This window comes from Shewanella sp. 10N.286.52.E4 (assembly GCF_041468785.1).
Lineage (GTDB): Bacteria > Pseudomonadota > Gammaproteobacteria > Enterobacterales > Shewanellaceae > Shewanella > Shewanella electrodiphila.
Map to the genome: position 1 here is coordinate 72,134 of NZ_JBFRJJ010000019.1, position 21,367 is coordinate 93,500.

Consider the following 21,367-nt stretch of genomic DNA (forward strand, 5'->3'; position numbering starts at 1 on the left):
TTCTAACCTCACTCCAATTTAAATCAAAACTTAACTAGCTGATTTAATTGAAACAAACTCTGGGTAGGCATCTACACCACAATCTGATGCATCCATACCGTTATACTCTTCTTCTTCGGTTACACGGATACCTACAGTCGCTTTAAGGACAAACCATACTGCGAATGAAGCCGCGAATACCCAAGCAAAGATAACTGCTGCGCCGTATAGCTGAGCACCAAAGTTTGCATCAGCATTTGACAATGGAACTAACATTAAGCCTAAGAAACCACATACACCGTGAACAGAAATCGCACCGACTGGGTCATCAATTTTGATACGGTCAAAACCAACAATCGAGAAGATAACAACACCACCAGCGACAATACCTGTAACAGCTGCCATCAATAATGATGGTGATAATGGGTCAGCAGTAATAGCAACAAGACCAGCTAATGCACCATTTAATATCATGGTTAAATCTGCTTTACCCCAAACAATCTTACAAACAATTAACGCTGACACTGCGCCAAATGCTGCTGCTGAGTTAGTGTTAACGAAGATTTTAGCGACTGCTGAAGCATTTTCTGCATCAGAAACCAATAACTGAGAACCACCATTAAATCCAAACCAGCCCATCCATAGAATAAACATACCTAAGGTTGCCATTGGCAAGTTCGAACCAGGAATTGGGTTTACTGAACCGTTTGCACCGTATTTACCTTTACGCGCTCCTAGTAGTAATACACCGGCAATAGCTGCAGCTGCACCCGCCATATGAACAATACCACTACCAGCGAAGTCAACGAAACCTGCAGCAGATAAGAAACCGCCACCCCAAGTCCAGTAACCTTCAATTGGGTAAATAACGGCTGTCAGTACCACAGAGAAAAGTAGGAAAGACCAAAGCTTCATACGTTCAGCAACTGCGCCAGAGACGATTGACATAGCTGTTGCTACGAATACCACTTGGAAAAAGAAGTCAGACTCAAGCGCATGGTCAGCACCATCTGCTTGTGAACCAATTAGCGAACCAAATGATGGCAACCAACCCGCTTCAACATTATCGACATACATGATGTTGTAACCGACTAACAGGTACATCACACACGCAATTGAATATAAACATACGTTTTTAGTTAAAATTTCTGTGGTATTTTTTGAGCGAACTAAACCTGCTTCAAGCATGGCAAAACCAGCTGCCATCCACATAACTAATGCACCTGAGATTAGAAAGTAAAACGTATCTAATGCGAAACGTAACTCAGTGACTGTCGTTCCTAACGCTGCTAACTCTTCCATTTCAGCCCCCTTATAGTGCTTCGTTATCAAGCTCACCCGTACGGATACGGACTGCCTGTTCAAGATCAGTTACGAAAATTTTGCCATCACCAATCTTGCCGGTATGGGCAGCTGTAGTAATTGCTTCAAGTAATACTTCTAAATTTTCTGCTTTAGTGGCAATTTCTAATTTCACTTTAGGAAGAAAATCAACTTGATATTCTGCGCCACGATAAAGTTCAGTGTGCCCTTTTTGACGACCAAAACCTTTTACTTCAGTTACAGTCATTCCTTCAATGCCCATTCCAGCAATTGCTTCTCGGACATCATCTAATTTAAATGGCTTGATGATAGCGCTGACGAGTTTCATCTCGACCTCCAAAAGTGTGATTGTTATATATTTGTTTCCAATTACAATTCAATCATTAGGCCAAACTTATAAGTACATGTTTTTAAAGGGATATGATAAAAACAATAATATTTATAACGACAAAAACGCACCAACAAAGTGCAGCTCCATTTCAGTGCGCACAAGATTAGCGCAGAGAATTGAGTGCGATGGATTTACTAAAACTTGGTTAAATTGACGAGTTTAGTGGGAGTTTTAAAAGCCAGAATAAGGCGAATGACTAGCGGCAAATAAAAGCGTTAATAAAAGTACCCATAGAATAATAAAGCAATAAATATAAGTGGGTAAAAGATGAGACGGTATAAATATAGTTGGCCCCAATGGCACAAAAAAAGGCCCTCAATTGAGGACCTTTTATCAAATACCTTCGTTAGGTATTTCACTCTTTTCTGTCAAATATAACAATCTAATTCTGTTAATCTAATGACTGATTGTAAAGGTTACAGATTACCTGTTGAAGTGTCTTCAACAGTATCAACAGCTTCTACTGACTCTGTACGTTCTTCAGCCAATAAATCAGCTAATAAACTGTCTACTTGAGTTTTATCTACCGCATCAGTTTCTGTCGCTTCTTCAGCTGCCACAATAACTTCATCAGCTTCTGCTGCAATATCAGCCTCTAAGCTCGTACCTAAATCAGCTAATAATGCTTCCTGATCATCAGCCGCTTCTTCTAAGCCAGCTTCAAACTCTGACGTGGCTTCAGATTGTGCAGCTTCATCTAATTGAGCCAATGCGGTTTCAGCATCAACTACATTATCAAGCTCTGACACGTCTTCAGCTTCTACAACTTCTTCAACGACAACATCTTTAACTGCTGGTACAGATGCTTCATTTTGAGATGCAGGCTGATTGAATTGAGCCATTAATTCTTCTGCTAATTCAGGCTTCATAACTACTGCACCTACTGCAGCAGCTAACACAACACCAGCAACAACAAACTTAGTAGAACCTGACTTTTTCTCTTGCGCTTTTTCTGCCGCAGCTTTAGCTGCTAATTGCGCTTGAGGATTAGGCTGAGGCTTAATTTCAAGTTTAGATTTTGGCTTTGAAGCAGCTTCAGCATCATTGCTTTGTACTGGTGCTGATGTTGCAGCAGTACGTTGATCTTGCGGCGCAGCAGCTTTAGGTTCTGCTTTTAAAACAGGCTCATTCGTTTGAATGTCTGCTTGCAAGTTGTCTCTGATATCAGAAATTGGTTCAGGTTTAACTTCTGGTTTAATCTCAGTTTTGACTTGAGGAGCGTCAACAGCAACATTCGTAATCGGCTCAGCCATTACGTTAACATTACTCACTTTTGCAGCCTGTGCTATCGGCGCCTCTGCAATAGGCGCTTCAGCCTTTGGGGAGGCGTATGCTGGCTCTTCGATAAATGGAGCGTTATATGAAGCAACAGGTTGTTCATCTGCCGCTAATTCAGGTAAAACGCCTTGCTCAGGGCCTTTAGTTCTAGCACCTAAGAATTGACCACCATCATAAATTTCCATTTTATGACTTGAAACATCACCTTCAACTACACCAGAGCTTACGATGACGAGACTGTTACAGTGTAAAGAACCTTTAAACACACCACAAACTCGTAATTCTTGACAGTAAAGCTCACCGTCAATTTCGCCACCTACTTCAATTTTAACTTGGTCTGTTGAACGAATAACACCTTTGACTTGACCAGCAATCAAAGCAGGCCCTTTTACTGTCATTTCCCCATCCAGTGAAGTTTCGGGACCAATAAAAGTCACCCCGTTTCCTTTGTTATTCATACCCAGCAGTATCCTTTTTATTATAAATTTTCGACTTATAGTAAACCAACTAAATTAAAACAACAAATAACATTGCATTTACATGTCATTCACTTTAAAACGAGGCTTATTTAGCTAATTCATTAATAACTTCAGTGTTTCTAAAATATATGTAATAATCCGCTTCGCTAACATAAGCAAACTATTGTTAAGGACTTCAATAGTTGGTTGTATTCAACAAGGACGTAAGATGATTTTATCGGATATATTCTTAGGCGATATTCCTGAGCCTCTGACTAAACAGCTCTGTCAAATTACTGAGCTACTCAAATGTAATACTATCAGCCATGATCCTCTCGACTTTCATTGGCAACAAGCTGATCAGCACAAAAAAATCCTTCTGCATTTTGTTGATGATCCTAAGCAGCATATCCCAAATCTATCTGCAGAACTTATCTCTGAAGGCAAACACCTTGCTTTTTGCACTGCATTTAACTCAGATACTGAAACCTTACTAATCGCCAATGGTTTTCACGGTGGTTTGGCAGTGTCAGCTTCTATTATCGAAATCATCGAAGCATTAAAAAATATAGATAACAATAAACTCTATTTTAGCCATGATGCTATGTCGCACTATATTCAATCCCGTAAGCGCCAACCTATCACCCAACGCCAGACAGAGTTACTTTCATTAACCACTAAAAAAGAACAGCAAGTGTTGTCGTTAGTGTGCCAAGGCTTATCTAACGAGCAAATTGCAGCCAATTTAAGTATCTCAATCAATACCGTTAAAATGCACATTCAGAATATTTTCAAAAAAACCAATGTTTCAAGCCGAGGCCAGCTGTCTTATGTTTTCACTCAGGTATAAACACTATTTCGATAATTGAGAATGAAATCCCGCTATAAGCTAATTTAATTGCTGATATACTTTGCTATATGGAATGACTTTTTGGCTAATGAGTAGCAATAGCGTGACAACCAATTTATTACAGTTATATCGCGCTAAAATAGTGCAATCTAAATCAAGCTCTCGGGACTCAACCCACGATGTTCTGATTAATGATCCCGCTCAAGAGCAAGCGCTCACGGCACTAAACCAGTTGTTCATGCAACTTAATAATCAACAAACGATAACCTCTCCTTCAACTAAGTCCTCCAAAAGCCAATACGCCGCACCGTTAGGTGTGTATCTGTGGGGAGATGTCGGCCGAGGCAAAACCTTCTTGATGGATTTGTTTTACAATAATCTAAACACTGAGCGTAAACTCAGATTACACTTTCATCGGTTTATGGCAGCTGTTCACCATCAACTTAATAGCAGTAAAGGAATTAACGACCCTCTAGTTCATATTGCACATCTATACGCTGACCAATATCAGGTTATTTGCTTTGATGAGTTCTTTGTTTCAGATATTGGTGATGCGATTATTCTCGGCCGTCTATTCGAGCATTTATTTAATCAAGGCGTCATTTTAGTCGCTACATCTAATATTGAAATTAATCGACTCTATGAAGGTGGGCTACAAAGAGAGCGTTTTTTACCTTTTATTGAACTATTAATTAAGCAAGTTAATCAGGTAGAACTTAACGGCTTGATTGATCACCGTATTAACCAAGCCCCTGCCGCACCACTGCTAGAACAAATTACATTGCCTCTTACGATGGAGCCCCAAGAATTTATTCAATTAGCTGGGAAATACTATCCCCATGAAGCAGCTGTTTGTATTAACAATGACAACATCATCATTTGTAATCGTCCAATTCCTTTTAAAGCCCGAGTAAATAAACTTATTTGGTTTAACTTTGCTGCGCTATGTGACGGACCTCGCTCTCAATTAGATTACATAGAAATTGCCAGTCAATTTGAACATGTCGTAATTGATGAAATACCGCAACTAGGTGGAGAAGTTAGATCTTGGATTAAAGCCAGAGGCACTGAAGATGCAGCTATTGGCACAAAGACAGGTGAACGTCAGCTAAATTACGCCACCAATGATGATCCAGCAAGGCGGTTTATTAGTTTAGTCGATGAGTTTTATGACCAAAAAGTATCACTGACAGTCTGCTCCTGCTTCAATATCAATGAGCTATACACTGGTGGTGCATTGTCTTTTGAATTTAGAAGAACCATCAGTCGTTTAATAGAAATGAAGCGCTGGACTTAACACGTTGAAATATTGGTAAAAAACCAATCAGTTATAAGGCTGGATTCAAGCTCAGAATCAGTTAATGCTAAATACCAAGTACTAAGCACCAAGTACTAAGCACCAAGTACCATGTATGGGAGCCTAACCTTATTGAACGGTATGTTTCATCACGTCACTAAAGCGGCGCATAAAGTTTTCAAATGCTTCATTATCAGGGTAGTCAAATTGATATTTATTATGAAAGTAAATATTAAGCGAAGTTCGGCCATCACTTAGGGTAATGGTATAGCCGTCATAACCCGTTTCTGCGTGCAAGCCACAAAGGTGATAGGTAGAGTTATAGCCAGCGTCACTTGCCTGCTTTTCACCAAATTCAGTGATTTTATTAAACACTTTCAGTGCTTGATAAATATCTATGGCATTTTTCATGGAAAGACTCCTGACTAGATACTGCAATTACGACAATGATAATCTGTTAAATAAGCAATACTTAATTTACGCATTTAGCGCTGAAAAAGATCACTTACTTATTCATTCATTTAGTCTAGGCGAGTGATAAAATAGAACAGTGATAAAGCTCGGAAAATCGTCAACGGAATGGCCAGATAATGTATCAATTTGCTTCAGCGCTCGTGGTGATGTAGTGCTTTAACTTGGTACATTTCTTTATCTGCTAGTTCTAAATACTGAATAACATCAAGTTCTTGTTTCGCCTTTCGAGAAGCAAACCCGACACTATAAGCAAGCTCAAATGGCTCATTACTTGTAGCATTATGCATTTTAAGTGCACGCTTAAAGCGCTCTAGTGCAAATGTCACATGACCATCATTACATTCGCAAAATAATACCAAAAATTCATCACCACCAAAGCGAGCAATAACATCAGAGTCTCTGAACTCTTGGGTCAATAAATTTGCAAAGCTTTTTAGTGCCCTATCTCCAGCATCATGGCCATGAGAATCATTAATTTCTTTAAAAAAGTCCAAATCAAAAAAGACTAAGCAACTGCCTACGTTATTTCTATCCCACGTCGCCATAGCCTGGTTTGCCAAGACTTCAAAACCACGGCGATTAGAAATCCCGGTCAATTCATCTAAGGTTGTTTGCTGAATAGACACTAACTCTGACACAACCATTTCAGCTAAATCTTTAAGTGCGACTTGATCTTCTTCGCCAAACTCTCGAGGTTTATCATCAATGATACATAAAGTGCCCACTCGCATACCGTTAGGCATGGTTAAGGGGTGGCCAGTATAAAAGCGAATATGCGGCGCTTGTGTAACAAGAGGGTTATCACTAAATCGGGGATCAGCTGAGGCATCATTAATCACAAATGGCCCATCATGATGTATAGCATGACCACAAAATGAAATATCACGTGGGGTTTCAGTAGCAACAAGGCCTTGACACGATTTAAACCATTGACGATTTTCATCAACTAAGCTCACTAAACATATAGAGACTGAAAATAACCGTTTAGCTAATCGAGTAATACGATCAAAGCGCTCTTCTGCTGCTGTATCTAATACATTTAGATTCCGCAGGGTTTGTAAGCGCGCTTCTTCATTGTCGCGTATCGGTGCAGTTAACATGTTTCCAGCCCAGAGTGTCGAAGAGTAAGGTGTTGTTTTTATTATTAGCAGTAACGTATTTAAATTTCAATTCAATCAGTTACTAGATAACATTCAGCGTAGTAGCTTTAAGTTCACTCTGCTAAATATCTGAACCATTATTCTAATTAATCAGTCAAAAGTGAAGCGAGCTTCCATATGTTGTAATTAACTAAGCAGCTTCACCCGCTTTTTACTTTTGTGATACTTATATTTTTCCTAAGCATCATGGCTAATTAAAGTTTTAATTAGCCATGGCAAAATTAACTAAAAGCCATCACTGATAACCACAACTGATAACCAAAACTGCTACGGGTTAAGTTCAGAACCTAAAATATGCTGATAAATGTCAATAACCTGAGAGACGTTTTTATCTGCAACATCAGCATCTATTTGGCCCTTTTGTTGTTGTAAAGTCAGTCGATGATTTTCATCTCGTAACCAACAATAAGTTTGCGTCAGATGTTGTGCGGTCATCATAGGTAAAATTTCAAGCTCAGCTAGCACTTGAAAAATGCGTACATTATCAGACCAAATGGCTAACTCTTTATGCTCATTAGCGTTAGCAAGCACCAAATATTGCGCCATGAACTCAATATCAGCAATGCCGCCCACGCTTTGTTTTAAATCAAACTTATCACTACTGACTTTTAGCAAATGGTCACGCATCTTAATACGCATGTCTCTGACGAGCTTTGCCAGTTCAGTGAGTTCTCGAGGCTGCGACAATACTTCAGTTCTGATCTCACTAAAGCGAGCAGCAAGTTGATTATCACCATAAACAAAACGAGAACGAACTAACGCCTGATGCTCCCAATTCCACGCTTCTGTTTGCAAGTATTCTTTAAACTGCTCGACTTCGGTAACTAATAAACCGGATGCACCTGAAGGTCTTAGGCGCATATCGACTTCATACAACTCGCCAGATGTTGTGCGCGTGGCAAACAAATGCACAATGCGTTGTGCCAACTTTAAATAGAAATGGCCAATACCGATGGGTCTCTTGCCATCGGTTTCCCCGGTGTTGAGACTATTACGCAAGAATACTAAATCTAAATCTGAACCATAACCGAGTTCGATTCCGCCTAACTTGCCATAACCAATAATGGCAAAGCCCATTTTATCAGGGCTAGTGCCTTCTGGTACTCCATGTCGAGCCGACACTTGATGCCATGCTTGCAGCACAACTTGTTCGATAATCGCTTCAGCCAAAAAGGTAAGGTGATCGCTCACCTCCATCACAGGTAAAACCCCTGTCACATCAGCAGCTGCTATTTTTAGCTGCTGAGACAACTTAAATTGTCGTAATGCTTCCATCTGCATTTCCATGTCATCTTCTGGCACACGCAGTAGATACTGTCTTAATTCACTTGGGTAATCGTCAACTGAGGTGGTGTCGTAAAGTTGCGATGGGTCGATTAGCTCATCTAACAACATTGGAAAGTTGGCTAACTCTTCTGCAATCCAAGGGCTAGCGCAACATAAGCTAATCAACTGCTGTCGAGCACCAGGATTTTCACACAATAGTTCAAGATAAGTGGTGCGAGTTAAAATCTGCTCTAACACACCAGACACTGCTTTTAATGCAACACTTGGAATAGGTTGTTCGAGCAATTCAGACAACAACCTAGGCATGAGTTTTTCAAGGGTTTCGCGTCCTCTAGGACCAATAGAGCGTTTTGTGGTGGTGGAGCGCCACTCAATTAATGTAGGCCAAAAGTTCGCATCATCCACTAAATGCTCATCCAATAACGCTGCTGCATTGTCAGGATCTTCAATCACCCATAATTGACTGGTCCAATGCTCAGTTTGATCATGTTCATCTTCACCGCCAACAGTCTCTTTAAAATGGCCGTGGATCCGCGCCATAGCATCGGTCACTTTGGCTCTTAATTCAGTTTCATCCTCGCATTTCATCGCAATACACAACCGCTGCCAATCCACACTATTGTCAGGTAGGGTTTGCGTCTGTTTGTCATCAATGGCTTGAAGTAAATTCTCGACGCGCCGCAGCAGAATATAATTGTGCTTCAACTCGTCTACCGCAAGATACTCAAGTTGGCCTAAGTTATATAAAGTATCAATCGCACCGAATAAACTTTGTTGGCGCAATGACGGCTCCCTACCACCACGAATAAGCTGAAAACTTTGCACTACGAATTCAACTTCTCGAATACCGCCTGCGCCCAGTTTAATGTTATCGGTCAATTGACGTCGGCGAACTTCTTGGGCAATTAACTGTTTCATTTTTCTTAATGAATCGATTGCTGAGAAATCGATGTATCTTCGGTAAACAAAAGGTCTTAACAGATCATGTAAATCGTCACTGTATTGTGTCCAAGGGCCAAGCACTCGCGCTTTCACCATGGCGTAACGTTCCCAGTCTCGTCCTTGCTCTTGATAGTAATCTTCAAGACCACTGAAGCTCACAACCAATGGCCCACTTTCACCATAAGGACGCAAACGCATATCAACACGAAACACAAAACCATCAACCGTAACTTGATCCAATAAGTTAACTAATCGCTGCCCCATTCTGATAAAAAATTGTTGATTGGCTTGAGCGCGTCGGCCGCCAATGGTTTCGCCGTGCTCTGGGAAGGTAAAGATTAAATCGATATCAGAGGAAAAATTCAGTTCACGGCCACCGAGCTTACCCATCCCGAGAATAAGCAAAGGTTGTGGGTTACCTTCTTCATCGCTAGGCGTGCCTAATTGCTGGCACATTTCTTTATAAAGCCAATCCCGTGCGGCAATCACTAAAGCTTCAGCAAGTGCAGATAAATCTAATAACGAGGATTCAACATCGGAATAATTTTTGAAATCGCGCCACGCTAAGCGCACCATCTGCAGGTTTCGATATTGACGCAGTGCTGATTTGACGGCCTCCTCTGAAGTTAGTACTTCAAGTTTAGCGTCAAGTTCTGCAGAAAAAGTCTGTCTGTCGACGTCTTCAATTAAGCCATTGAATAAACTTTCAATCCAGTGAGGGTTACGACAAAGTTGCTCGGCAATATAATCACTTAACCCAAAAACAGTCCTTAACTCTTGCTGCTGGGTTTGATTAAGTTTGTCTGCAACCTCAGGCCATTCATCAGACAGTCTTAACCAGTAACGTTCTGCAATGTTAGATAATTCGGCAGATAAGGCATTGTTACTTTGGTTTTGCATTATTATTCGATCCCTTCAGCAATTTACATACGGCGTTACACTTTCCAATCGACATATTATGTCGAAATGTGCTATACCATTCATAACAAAAGTTTAATGTAAGTCTTAATTGAATATGCCATTAAGATTACTATAACCTGTATACTAGTTATACCTAACCGTATAAATATTTGGTCGTAATTGAGCACATATTTATGCGGTTTGTTATTATATTTATAGATGAATTTCTTACCATTTGGAGAAAACATGGCTGGCATGCTTCCCCGTGTCCTCGCAGTATTTTCAACGATAATATTGTGCTTAACATTAACAGGCTGTGGTGACGACAGACCTGAAAAAATTGCTCAGTATCAGCAATTGTCTCAACAACGTTTGGGGCAATTAAACTCGATGCTCAATGCGGGTGAATTGCGTAATGCGACCTTGCTCAATCAGTACGCTAACTTACTTAAGCAAAGTAAACCTGATTTAGTCCCTTTATTAGATGAGCTCGCAAAAGATGCGGGAACATCAGGGCCAATGTTCCAGTCCCTACAAAGACGTACCAGTGAATTATCTGATTCAGCCAACTTCATCGATTTAGATCAACAGTTAGAAGAAGCGCAGAATATTTACCAAGCAGCTGATTCAAGTCTGTATAACGATATGCTGTCAGATCCAGTCAATGTTGTAGCCGATTTATCTGGCGGGCAGCTTGCACGAGTTAATTCTATCAGCCGAGAAGCTGCAGCACTGGCCAATGGCAGTGAAGATTTTGGCGCAGGTAGTCAACTTGTCGGTAACCCGTCTTATGGTAGCTGGCAAAGTAACTCCAGTGGCATGTCATTTTGGGCCTGGTACGGCATGTACTCGATGTTCTCAAATGTGATGAACCCAGTACGTTACGACCGTTGGTCAAATAACCGTGGTTACAGCTACTACAACGATGTAGGCCGTTACCGTTATACATCGCCAAAGCAGGCTAGTGCGCAAAATCGCACCTACGAGAACACCAAGAAAACGTTTAACTCTCAAGGTAAACAGTTTAATAGCCCGTACGCAAAATCTCGCACAGGCTCTACAAGTTTATCAAGACAAAGTACTTCAGCGCCAAAAGCCAGTACAACGGGCACCAGAAGTGCAAGTTCAAGTAAGTTCCGTTCGACCTACTCTAAAGACAGCAGTTTCCGTAATTCATCAAGCCGCACAACTCGCGGTGTACGCCGAGGCAAATAAGGAATAATCATGACATTTTTAACTGACTTCGGGCTCACCCTAGACCTGGCTATTATTTTAGCAATCGACATTACCATTGCGGTAGTTTTGTTAGCGCTAATGCGTTATCTACAAGGCTGGAGTGTGCGAGTCAATAGCCGTGCAGAATTAGCCGAACGCGATAACTTCGCTTTTGGTGTTAGCACAGCAGGCGCGGTTTTAGCCTTGGGTATTGTATTAACTGGTGCTATCACTGGTGAAGCTGCAAACTCTTACGCAATGGAAGCTATAGGCATGACTTTCTATGGTGTATTCGGTTTAGTATTGATTAAATTTGGCCGTTTCTTACATGATAAAGTTGCGCTAAATGAAGTGGACAAAAACAGTCAAATCGTTAATGGCAATATGTCGATTGCTATTGTTGATGCCGCTGCCGCAATTGCTACTGCGATTATCATCCGCTCAGTATTAATGTGGGCTGAAGACATCACCCTTGATACCTTTATTGCTATTTTCACTGCGTTTTTGATTTCACAGCTAATGCTAGTGATCTTAACCCGATTCCGTGAGCATCAATATGCGAAACGTAATCAAGGTGATTCAATGCAAAAAGCCTTAGAACAAGGCCAAGTTGCTATTGCAGTGCGTCACAGTGGTTATATGATTGCGATGGCATTTACCTTTAATGCGGCAAGCCATTTCATCATTTATGACCCTTCTGCTTACTTTATGAATATTGTTGGTTGGTTAACCTTCTCTATAATCATGTTAATTGCACTATCAGTATTATTGGCCGTCGTTAAAAAGCTAGTACTGGCGCAAATTAACTTAACTGACGAAGTAGAGAAACAGCATAACGTCGGTGTTGCAGCCGTAGAACTTGCTATTAGTGTCAGTATCGCCCTTATTCTTGCGGCATTAATGGCGTAATTTGATGAATAACACTTTGCTTGAAAATGGCCAGGAGGGCAGCAACAAGCAGAGCAGTCCTTCTAAACGCAGCTTAGCTTGGTTCGATGATGCTCTTTTATTGGGCATTATGGCACTCCTTGCTGGCTGCGGTCTTATTTACGAATACCTCTTATCTCACTATGCGGGCCGTATTTTAGGCGCGCTTGAAGCCGCTATTTATACCATGATTGGTATTATGATTGTGTCGATGGGTATTGGTGCTTTTGCAGCTCGCAAAATTCGCTGCGCCTTTACTGGTTTTGCCTTACTTGAACTGACAGTGGCATTTTGTGGTTCATTGGCCATTTTAATCACCGCTGCAGTTATTGGCTTTGGTCAACAACTGCCATTAATAATTGCCAATACACTGGGCCTACCACCTGATCATATTCCTGACGGCGGCTTTATTGGCACCTTACAAAACTTAAGTGAATACTTACCTTATGTTTGGGGGGTTATTCTGGGCTTGATGATCGGAATGGAAATCCCACTGATTGCCCGTGTACGTCAATCGCTTTCAGAAGAACATCTGCTGCACAATGCGGGCACCATATACGGCGCTGACTATGTCGGTGCAGGTGTCGGGGCAGCCATTTGGGTTATGTTCATGCTATCGCTGGACATTCAACTTGCAGCAGCACTGACTGCCAGTGTGAATTTATTAGCTGGTTTTGTGTTTATCTGGCGTTTTTGGGATCAGATCCGCTGGGCAAAGTTGATCTTAACAGGGCACTTTATCGCCAGTGGCGTATTGGTATTATTGGCAATGCATGGCCCAAGTTGGGAACAAAACTTCAATAACCTGCTGTATAAAGACAAAGTTGTGTATGCAGAAGCCACACGTTTTCAGCAATTAACTTTTACTGAAAGATTGCGGGGTAATGGTCAAGCGCCTGTTTACTCACTCTACATTAACGGCAGATTACAGTTCTCAAGTATCGACGAGCACATCTATCATAGCTTTTTAGTCCACCCTACTCTGGCAGCAAGTGCGAGACAGGACAATGTACTGATTATTGGTGGCGGTGACGGTCTAGGGCTCAAACAGGTATTAAAGTGGCAGCCGAAATCAGTCACGTTAATGGATCTTGATGAAAAGTTAGTAGATTTATTTAAGCAGCCACAAGACAACATGCCAGAGCATGTAAGCAATGCCATGTTGGCATTAAATGGTGATGCGCTAAACGATCCTCGAGTGACACTTATCTACGATGATGCCTTTAATGGCGTAGATAAACTGATTAGTGATAATCAAAGGTTTGATTCAATCATTATCGATTTGCCTGATCCAAGCCATCCCGATTTAAATAAATTATATTCTGATTTGTTTTACCGCAAACTGGCAGAATTATTAAGTGCTGATGGTGCAATGACGGTACAGTCGACCTCGCCTTATCATGCCCAACAAGCGTTTATCTCGGTAGGTAACACTATCGAATCAGCCGGTTTTACGGTTGAGCAATATCACCATAATGTGCCTAGTTTTGGTGAGTGGGGCTGGACCATAGCAACGCGTTCAGGGCTCGATGCAAGAACACGCCTAGCTCATAACGAACAGTTACCCATCGAAGAAGATTGGTTAACGCCGGGTTTAATCCACGCTTCTTTTGAATTCCCCGGTAACTTTTATGATGACAAAGACAATATTAAGATTAATACAATTGGATCATTACAGCTTTATCATTACCACTTAGCGTCATGGTCTGAGAATCAAGGGATGAATCTTTTTTAATCTACCAAAAATAGCCTTGACATAATATGTCTAAGTGCTATCTTTGAAACCTAAGACATAATATGTCAACAAGGACAAATATGAATATCCATAAGATTGCTAATCACCTAACAGAACTCGGCGACGAGAGTCATACCGGTTTGAAGTTTGATTGTTTCCCAATTGACGGTGATGTCGAAGTATTACAAGTCAACGTTGCTGGTCGTGAAGAATTACCCGTATTCGTATCGGTAACTGACAACCAAATTTTGTGCATCAGTTACTTATGGGATGAGAGCGAAGTCAAAGAAGACACTCGCACTCAAATGTTTGAAACCATGCTGGAACTTAATATTCCAATGCCACTTTCATCGTTTGCAAAAATTGATGATAAGTATGTGGTTTACGGTGCACTATCCGTCACCTCAAGCATGGAAGAGATTGAACAAGAATTATCAGTATTGTCTGATAACTGTTTAGAAGTCATCGACGAACTTGTCGAATTTTTGAAGTAAGGAGCCATATCATGGGCATTTTAAATAAAATTTTAACGGCATTTCGCGGTGGTGCTAATGAAGTCGGTCAAAATATTGTCGACGCAAATTCTACCCGTATTTTTGAACAAGAAATTCGTGATGCAGAAAAGCATCTAACCAAAGCGAAGCGTGAATTAACTGATGTGATGGCCAAAGAAATGCAAGCCAGCCGTGAAGTTGACCGCCTTAAGCGTAGCATTACTGAGCATGAAGGTTATGCCACTCAAGCGCTTGAAAAAGATAACGAAGCTTTAGCTATCGAAGTCGCAGAGAAAATTGCTCAACTTGACCAAGAACTTGCAGACCAAGAGTCAGCTAATACAAGCTTCTCTGCTCACGCAGTACGTTTAAAAGACTTAGTGAAGAAAACTGAACGTCAGTTAACTGATTACCAACGTCAGTTAAGCATGGTTAAGACCACTGAAAGTGTTCAAAAAGCTACAGCGACTATCACTGACTCATTTGCTTCAAGTAACTCGAAGCTAATGAATGCTAAAGATTCTTTAGAGCGTATCAAAGCGCGTCAGCAGTCGTTTGATGACCGCCTACAAGCTTCTGAAGCCTTAGCTGAAGAAAACAGTGACAAGTCGCTGCACGCTAAACTAGCTGAAGCAGGTATTGGCGAGCAAAAATCTAATGCTAATGCTGTATTAGAGCGCCTAAAAGCGAAAAAAGGTTAATTAAGCTATGGGATTTCTAAGTGGCCTTTTCGGCAAGAAAGAAGCCCCAAAACGTCAGCTTGATCATGTAAACAAACTACTAAAGGGAGATATGATCTCCCTTGATGATAGTTTTGCTTTACCTGAACAGTTACGTGGGCAGCAACTTAAAGTTGAAGAAGTACATACCTATGAGTATGAACGTTCACAGCAATGTGAGTGGTTACTTAGAGGTCATAGTGGCACAGCCATTTACCTCTCGTATCATCAAGAAGATGAAGCGTATTTAAGTTTTTCAATCAAAGTTAATCGAGCCGTTGTAGAACAGCTATTTGATTTAGACCAATTTGGTCAAATTTTTGAAGAACCAGGTAACGCTGAGCTGAAAACCCTTTCATTGTCCAATGAATTAGATAGCGAATACGGACGTTGGCTTGCTAGCGCATATCATCAAGTTGAGTTTGGCTGTTTTGGTTACTTCCATCGTGAAGATTACCGAGGTCAAAAACCACCTCAAGATGATAGCAGTCAGCACCGTGGTAATGCATTTGAAAGCTATTCATTGGTTAATAATGAAGATTCTCAAGCCGTCGATATTGAAGTGTACGAAGGCGGCGATACAGATGTAATGTTAACCTTGTATCGTCCAGTGACTGACATTCGCGAGTTTTGGCCAGCAAGTTAATCTTCGCAATTTAAGGAGTAACACCTGACATGAGTAAAGGTAAATCATTACCAGATACATGGATTAAAAATCAGCAAGCAGCAAAAGCAACTCAAGTGGCTTTTGACCTCGATGAAAAGTTTCAATACTTAATTCGTAAAGCTGCGCTTGATGCAGGTGTTAGCCCTTCAGATCAAATTCGCTCCATCTTAGGTTTAGAAGTGACAAAACGTCCTAAACGACCAAGATTGACCGTGTCATTAAGCCAAGATGATTATGTCATTCTGGCCCAACGGTATGGATTAGCATCAGATGCACAGCTTGAAATTAAAAAGCGCGTGCTTGATGATTTAGTCCAATTTGTTGATGTGTAATTTGTTAGCCACTGATTACGGTTAATACCGTAATGATATTTATCGAACATAAAACACGCCTTTGAGCGTGTTTTTTTATGCCTTGAGATTGTCTCGCCACAGTTACATTGTTAGCATCATTGCAAAGATTTATTGTATAAACGGATTTTTAACATGAGTGAAAAAAAACGCTGGTCACTGAAAGCCTTAAATGGTCCTAGTCCATTTGATTTAGCCATGATGGTGTTATCACTGTTTTCTGTCGTCGTGGTATTAGTGCTGACATTCAGTCATGTCGACCCTGAGACAAGACAGCTATTACTGTTTATCGATCTCAGTATTTGTATGATATTCATGTCGCGATTCTTCTATGGCCTAATCAAAGCCAGCAATAAAAAATTCTATCTACGCCATCATTGGATCGACTTTGTTGCCAGTATTCCTGCCATTGAAGCCCTGCGTATCGCCCGTGTATTCCAAATTCTTCGAGTCATTAGGCTTATTAGAGTTAGCCGCGCACTCATCGTACCGTTACTAAAACAACGTAAACAAACCACATTAGCCAGCCTATTACTAGCAATGGTGTTTATCTTAACCACCGCTTCTATCGTGATTTTATTAGTTGAGGCGGGTGTTGAAGGTGCCAATATTGAAACCGCTGAACAAGCTATTTGGTGGACACTCGTGACCATTTCAACTGTAGGGTACGGTGACTACTACCCTGTGAGCAGTGTCGGCCACGTTGTTGGGGCGATTGTTATTATGAGTGGTGTGAGCTTTTTTGGTGTTATCTCAGGCTATATGGCGTCAGTATTTGTTGCGCCAGATGAAAATGAACGCAATGAAACCAATAAAAATGAGATTAAATTTGAGCTTGAAAAAGCGATTTCCAGAATGGAGCAGAATCAAGCTCAAATGGAAAAGAACCAACAGCAGATGCTGGAAGAAATCACCCGCTTGCGTCAAGAAATCAGCAGAAAATGATCTTCAAAATTAGCAATAAAACTGTATAGCGTTCAAACAAAAAGACCTATCGTTTGATAGGTCTTTTCTTTATTCATTAAACAACTCACTTGGTTAACATGATTACCAGTAAGGTTGATTTTTAAGCGCACTTTTACGAGAGTGCTCCATCGCAAAAAGTAAACTTTGTGCTTTATCTTCCAACCAACTCGCGATTTCAATATCACTGTCTTGGGTGATTTCAGATAATAATTGATAACTGCCTAATGTTTGGATCCCTAACGCCAGGTCTTGCCAAGGGGCGCGAAAGGCTTCTCTATCTTCAGCTTGATATAACTCACCATAAGCAAAGCCAACCAAAATACTTTCGTCTAATCTCTGGGCAACCTTTTGATAATCCAAACTGTCCATTGCAGCTGTTACCGGCATTAAATTAACAATTTTTTGCCAAGAGTCCTGCTGTAAATGATTAGCAAATAAGCCAAGTTCAGGGTAATCCACCATCTGATGGCTACCGTTAGTGGTTTTTAATAATAAATCGACTAATGATAATTGCAGTTGTCCATACTCTGGCACTTGCCAAAGGTGAGCCAGTTTATGGCTTGAAACCAACTCAGTGACTTTTGTCATCACGAGTTCGGTGATCACGGCTTTATCTGCCCGTTTACCAAGTAACTTTTTTTGTTCATCTAAAATAAGACTTAAACTTTGCAATGGCTCAATGAACTGCATTTGCTGTTCTATTAATTCAAAATATTGCAAAACTTGCTTGTTAAGTAACCCAAATTGACTCAAGGTCAGCCTTAATAATCTGACACATGCCCTGAGCTGCATCCAAAGTTTAGCTTGATGAGGAATATCTCGGGTTTCAATCAATAAGGACTCAATGATTTGCCAACGCTCGATACCTGTTTCCAGTAATACTTCTAAGGTTCTTGGCAAGCTCTTGTCTGTTGGCAGACAAATGTAATCTATCTTCTCTAGCGGAGCTGAATGTTGGTGCCCAGATAATTGATAACCACGCTGCGCCTTGCTGGCTTTACCTAGTCGAACCGGAATGGTGCGCGCCACTTCAATGGCAAGGTGTAATAAAGCTGATGCTTCACCTGCTAATAATTCAAACTCAATTTCACAAATAGGCTCTGATTCACCATTAGCAAGCACCTCACCGACATCAAATGCCACTTCAACTAAGCTACCTTCGATATAAATATGCCAAGCTTGGCGGGTAAAATTGGTCTCAAAAACACAATGTAGGTCTTGTTGTAATCCGTCGATATCCGCTTCATTTGGCCAGATGTCTTTAGGAAACAAATTAAGAGAGGGTATTTTTTGTTCAATAGGGACATTGTATTCAGGTCGTGTATGAATACCACCAATAACTGAGCCTGCAGTTTTAATGGTTTGCTCTGTAAAGTTTTCACTACTTCTTACCCGCAATCCCATCTTCCAACGACGAAGTTGTAATGCTGCTGTATCGAAATATTTATTGGATAATTCACGGGTATTTTGTGGTGTGGATTCGCTCATTCCATTGAGTAATTTAACTAGTAAATCATGGTATTGCGACTGCATAAACAGCTTCAGTTCTATCTCAGCGTCCATTGACTTTCTACTCACCTTGTCATTAAATCTTCATAAATGCGTCATGTTAAGTTCATAATGTCACATTTCTGTAATAAAAATCCCTTAGGATTGCGCAACTCAGTTCTATATACTGAGCGCTAATAACTGTAGATTAAATTAAAAACACAGTTTCAATATGCGGACGCTTGAGGTAACATGCGCCCGTTTTTCCAACTTTGGAATCATTAAATAGGTTAACCGCAATGCCAGTAAACTCTATTTTAGGTGTGTTTGCAAAATCACCCCTTAAACCATTAGAACAGCATATAGATAAAGTTCACGAATGTGCATCTTTACTCGTACCCTTCTTTGAAGCAACGACTTCGGGTGATTGGGATGAAGCTGTAAATGTACGTAAGCAAATTAGTTTATTAGAAAATGACGCTGACGCGCTGAAGCGTGAAATTCGTCTTACCCTTCCTAGTGGGTTGTTCATGCCTGTTGAGCGTACTGACTTGCTTGAGTTATTAACTCAACAAGACAAAATCGCCAACAAAGCTAAAGACATCTCAGGCCGAATTATTGGTCGCCAATTAGTGTTCCCTCAACCAGTTCAAGCACCGTTTAACGCTTACCTCAAACGTTGTTTAGATGCTGTCTCTCTTGCTAAGCAAGCAATTAACGAACTCGATGACCTTCTAGAAACAGGTTTCCGTGGTCGTGAAGTCGAATTAGTCGCTAAGATGATCAATGAGTTAGATCTGATTGAAGCTGATTCTGATGATTTGCAGATCCAAGTACGTCGTTTACTACTAAGCTTGGAAGCAGATTTGAATCCTGTCGATGTAATGTTCATGTACAAAATCATCGAATGGGTTGGAGGCTTGGCTGATTTAGCTGAGCGTGTAGGCTCTCGCCTAGAGCTAATGTTAGCTCGCAGTTCATAACTAACAAGGTTATCAAGGAAACAACATGGTTGATGTATTAGTCACCAATGGCCCAATGCTAATTGGTATTGCGGCTGTATTTGGATTTTTGATGGCATGGGGTATTGGCGCAAATGACGTTGCCAATGCTATGGGTACCTCAGTAGGTTCCAACGCCATCACAATCAAACAAGCAATTATTATTGCAATGATCTTCGAATTTGCCGGTGCTTATTTAGCAGGTGGTGAAGTGACCAGTACTATTCGTAAAGGTATTATTGACGCAAGTTTCTTCGTTGAATCGCCTGAATTACTGGTATACGGCATGATCGGCTCTTTATTAGCGGCAGGTTTATGGTTAATCGCGGCGTCGGCATTAGGCTGGCCTGTATCAACGACTCACTCTATCATTGGCGCCATTGTTGGTTTTGCTGCTGTAGGTGTTGGTACTGAAGCGGTTGAATGGGGTAAAGTTGTTGGCATTATCGGCTCATGGGTGGTAACACCTGCGATATCCGGTTTCATTGCTTTCATGCTGTTCCAAAGTGTTCAAAAGTTAATTTTCAACACCGATGACCCACTCGCGAACGCAAAACGTTTCGTGCCTTTTTACATGGGACTTGCGGGCTTTATTATGTCGCTTGTGACTATAACAAAAGGACTTAAGCACGTTGGTTTACACTTCTCTACCGTTGAAGCATACGGTTTAGCACTTGCTGTTGCTATCGGTGTAGGGATCTTCGGTAGAGTGGCTATTGGTCGCTTAAACATGCCAACCAATGTTAACCGTCAAGCTGAGTATGCAAACGTAGAGAAAGTATTCGCTATCTTAATGGTTGTTACCGCTTGTTGTATGGCATTTGCCCATGGTTCAAACGATGTTGCTAACGCAATTGGCCCATTAGCGGCAGTTGTTTCTGTTGTTAACAGTGGCGGTGAAATTGAGTCTAAAGCAGCATTAGCTTGGTGGATTCTACCTTTAGGTGCTGTTGGTATCGTAATGGGTCTAGCTATCTTTGGTAAGCGCGTTATGCAAACCATTGGTAAAAACATTACTCACCTAACGCCAAGTCGTGGTTTTGCTGCAGAATTAGCAGCTGCTTCAACGGTTGTCATTGCATCTGGTACTGGTCTTCCTATCTCTACAACACAGACACTTGTTGGTGCTGTATTGGGTGTGGGAATGGCACGTGGTATTGCTGCAATTAATATCGGTGTAGTCCGTAATATCGTCATCTCTTGGGTAGTTACTCTCCCTGCAGGTGCCGCATTATCTATCTTGTTCTTCTTCACCATTAAGGGTGTATTTAGCTAAGATAGCGATTGCTATATTGCTTAAAAGGCCGGTCATGAAAATGTCCGGCTTTTTTGTGGCTCTTTTTTGAGTGTTAAAATGCCTAATAAACCGTGCAATAAAAGCAATGATTGCAGCGTTTTTGACTAATAATGCACATTTACATCAGTAATACCGCTTATTTAAATAAGTCTTTGACGTTCTTCCTTGC

The 21,367-nt window shown here is 41.0% G+C and carries 19 protein-coding genes; 12 read left to right on the plus strand and 7 right to left on the minus strand.

The window, feature by feature from the left end:
• Window positions 1–30: 30 nt before the first annotated feature.
• The 3 genes from AB4153_RS10015 to AB4153_RS10025 all read right to left on the minus strand — a co-directional run bounded on the left by AB4153_RS10015 (window position 31) and on the right by AB4153_RS10025 (window position 3,429).
• The gene (locus AB4153_RS10015; protein WP_229369187.1) at window positions 31–1,281 is read right to left on the minus strand and encodes an ammonium transporter; all 1,251 of its coding nucleotides are present in this window, start codon (window positions 1,279–1,281) and stop codon (window positions 31–33) included.
• Between the two features lie 10 nt (window positions 1,282–1,291).
• The gene (locus tag AB4153_RS10020; RefSeq protein ID WP_102528246.1) at window positions 1,292–1,630 is read right to left on the minus strand and encodes a P-II family nitrogen regulator; all 339 of its coding nucleotides are present in this window, start codon (window positions 1,628–1,630) and stop codon (window positions 1,292–1,294) included.
• 479 nt (window positions 1,631–2,109) lie between these two features.
• The gene (locus tag AB4153_RS10025; protein ID WP_371997273.1) at window positions 2,110–3,429 is read right to left on the minus strand and encodes a polymer-forming cytoskeletal protein; all 1,320 of its coding nucleotides are present in this window, start codon (window positions 3,427–3,429) and stop codon (window positions 2,110–2,112) included.
• A gap of 229 nt (window positions 3,430–3,658) precedes the next feature.
• On the opposite strand from AB4153_RS10025, the gene AB4153_RS10030 reads away from it, so the two are divergent.
• Together AB4153_RS10030 and zapE are read left to right on the plus strand one after the other, a co-directional pair.
• Window positions 3,659–4,279 carry a response regulator transcription factor gene (locus AB4153_RS10030; protein WP_102528244.1) on the plus strand — a complete coding sequence of 207 codons (621 nt, stop codon included), beginning with the start codon at window positions 3,659–3,661 and terminating at the stop codon, window positions 4,277–4,279.
• 88 nt (window positions 4,280–4,367) lie between these two features.
• A complete protein-coding gene (zapE, locus tag AB4153_RS10035) occupies window positions 4,368–5,576 on the plus strand; it encodes a cell division protein ZapE (RefSeq protein ID WP_371997275.1) in 1,209 nt (402 codons plus the stop codon).
• A 129-nt stretch (window positions 5,577–5,705) separates the two neighbouring features.
• On the opposite strand, the gene AB4153_RS10040 is transcribed toward zapE, so the two are convergent.
• The 3 genes from AB4153_RS10040 to glnE all read right to left on the minus strand — a co-directional run bounded on the left by AB4153_RS10040 (window position 5,706) and on the right by glnE (window position 10,345).
• Window positions 5,706–5,987 carry a DUF3081 family protein gene (locus AB4153_RS10040; protein ID WP_102528242.1) on the minus strand — a complete coding sequence of 94 codons (282 nt, stop codon included), beginning with the start codon at window positions 5,985–5,987 and terminating at the stop codon, window positions 5,706–5,708.
• Window positions 5,988–6,181: 194 nt separating this feature from the next.
• Window positions 6,182–7,150 carry a sensor domain-containing diguanylate cyclase gene (locus tag AB4153_RS10045; protein WP_102528241.1) on the minus strand — a complete coding sequence of 323 codons (969 nt, stop codon included), beginning with the start codon at window positions 7,148–7,150 and terminating at the stop codon, window positions 6,182–6,184.
• Window positions 7,151–7,477: 327 nt separating this feature from the next.
• Window positions 7,478–10,345 carry a bifunctional [glutamate--ammonia ligase]-adenylyl-L-tyrosine phosphorylase/[glutamate--ammonia-ligase] adenylyltransferase gene (glnE, locus tag AB4153_RS10050; RefSeq protein WP_371997312.1) on the minus strand — a complete coding sequence of 956 codons (2,868 nt, stop codon included), beginning with the start codon at window positions 10,343–10,345 and terminating at the stop codon, window positions 7,478–7,480.
• A gap of 240 nt (window positions 10,346–10,585) precedes the next feature.
• On the opposite strand from glnE, the gene AB4153_RS10055 reads away from it, so the two are divergent.
• The 8 genes from AB4153_RS10055 (at window position 10,586) to AB4153_RS10090 (ending at window position 17,391) form a co-directional block, all read left to right on the plus strand.
• Entirely contained in the window at window positions 10,586–11,554 is a 969-nt protein-coding gene (locus AB4153_RS10055; RefSeq protein WP_102528239.1) for a hypothetical protein, read from the plus strand.
• Between the two features lie 9 nt (window positions 11,555–11,563).
• Window positions 11,564–12,463 carry a DUF350 domain-containing protein gene (locus AB4153_RS10060; RefSeq protein ID WP_102528238.1) on the plus strand — a complete coding sequence of 300 codons (900 nt, stop codon included), beginning with the start codon at window positions 11,564–11,566 and terminating at the stop codon, window positions 12,461–12,463.
• A gap of 4 nt (window positions 12,464–12,467) precedes the next feature.
• Window positions 12,468–14,216: a polyamine aminopropyltransferase gene (locus AB4153_RS10065; protein ID WP_371997276.1), complete on the plus strand. Its 1,749-nt coding sequence runs from the start codon at window positions 12,468–12,470 to the stop codon at window positions 14,214–14,216.
• An 80-nt stretch (window positions 14,217–14,296) separates the two neighbouring features.
• Complete coding sequence (locus tag AB4153_RS10070) at window positions 14,297–14,710, plus strand: YjfI family protein (RefSeq protein ID WP_102528236.1); 414 nt, start codon at window positions 14,297–14,299, stop codon at window positions 14,708–14,710.
• Window positions 14,711–14,721: 11 nt separating this feature from the next.
• Entirely contained in the window at window positions 14,722–15,411 is a 690-nt protein-coding gene (locus AB4153_RS10075) for a PspA/IM30 family protein (protein ID WP_102528235.1), read from the plus strand.
• 7 nt (window positions 15,412–15,418) lie between these two features.
• Window positions 15,419–16,075, plus strand: a complete 657-nt coding sequence (locus AB4153_RS10080) for a hypothetical protein (protein ID WP_102528234.1) — start codon at window positions 15,419–15,421, stop codon at window positions 16,073–16,075.
• Between the two features lie 29 nt (window positions 16,076–16,104).
• Window positions 16,105–16,428 carry a hypothetical protein gene (locus AB4153_RS10085; protein ID WP_102528233.1) on the plus strand — a complete coding sequence of 108 codons (324 nt, stop codon included), beginning with the start codon at window positions 16,105–16,107 and terminating at the stop codon, window positions 16,426–16,428.
• Between the two features lie 153 nt (window positions 16,429–16,581).
• Window positions 16,582–17,391, plus strand: coding sequence for an ion transporter (locus AB4153_RS10090; protein ID WP_371997278.1), 810 nt, complete (start codon window positions 16,582–16,584; stop codon window positions 17,389–17,391).
• Window positions 17,392–17,493: 102 nt separating this feature from the next.
• On the opposite strand, the gene AB4153_RS10095 is transcribed toward AB4153_RS10090, so the two are convergent.
• Window positions 17,494–18,975 (minus strand): inorganic triphosphatase, encoded by a 1,482-nt coding sequence (locus tag AB4153_RS10095; RefSeq protein ID WP_371997279.1) that lies wholly within the window; start codon window positions 18,973–18,975, stop codon window positions 17,494–17,496.
• A gap of 224 nt (window positions 18,976–19,199) precedes the next feature.
• On the opposite strand from AB4153_RS10095, the gene AB4153_RS10100 reads away from it, so the two are divergent.
• Together AB4153_RS10100 and AB4153_RS10105 are read left to right on the plus strand one after the other, a co-directional pair.
• Complete coding sequence (locus AB4153_RS10100; protein WP_229371395.1) at window positions 19,200–19,883, plus strand: TIGR00153 family protein; 684 nt, start codon at window positions 19,200–19,202, stop codon at window positions 19,881–19,883.
• A 25-nt stretch (window positions 19,884–19,908) separates the two neighbouring features.
• Window positions 19,909–21,177: an inorganic phosphate transporter gene (locus tag AB4153_RS10105; protein ID WP_102528229.1), complete on the plus strand. Its 1,269-nt coding sequence runs from the start codon at window positions 19,909–19,911 to the stop codon at window positions 21,175–21,177.
• The last annotated feature ends 190 nt before the right edge of the window (window positions 21,178–21,367 follow it).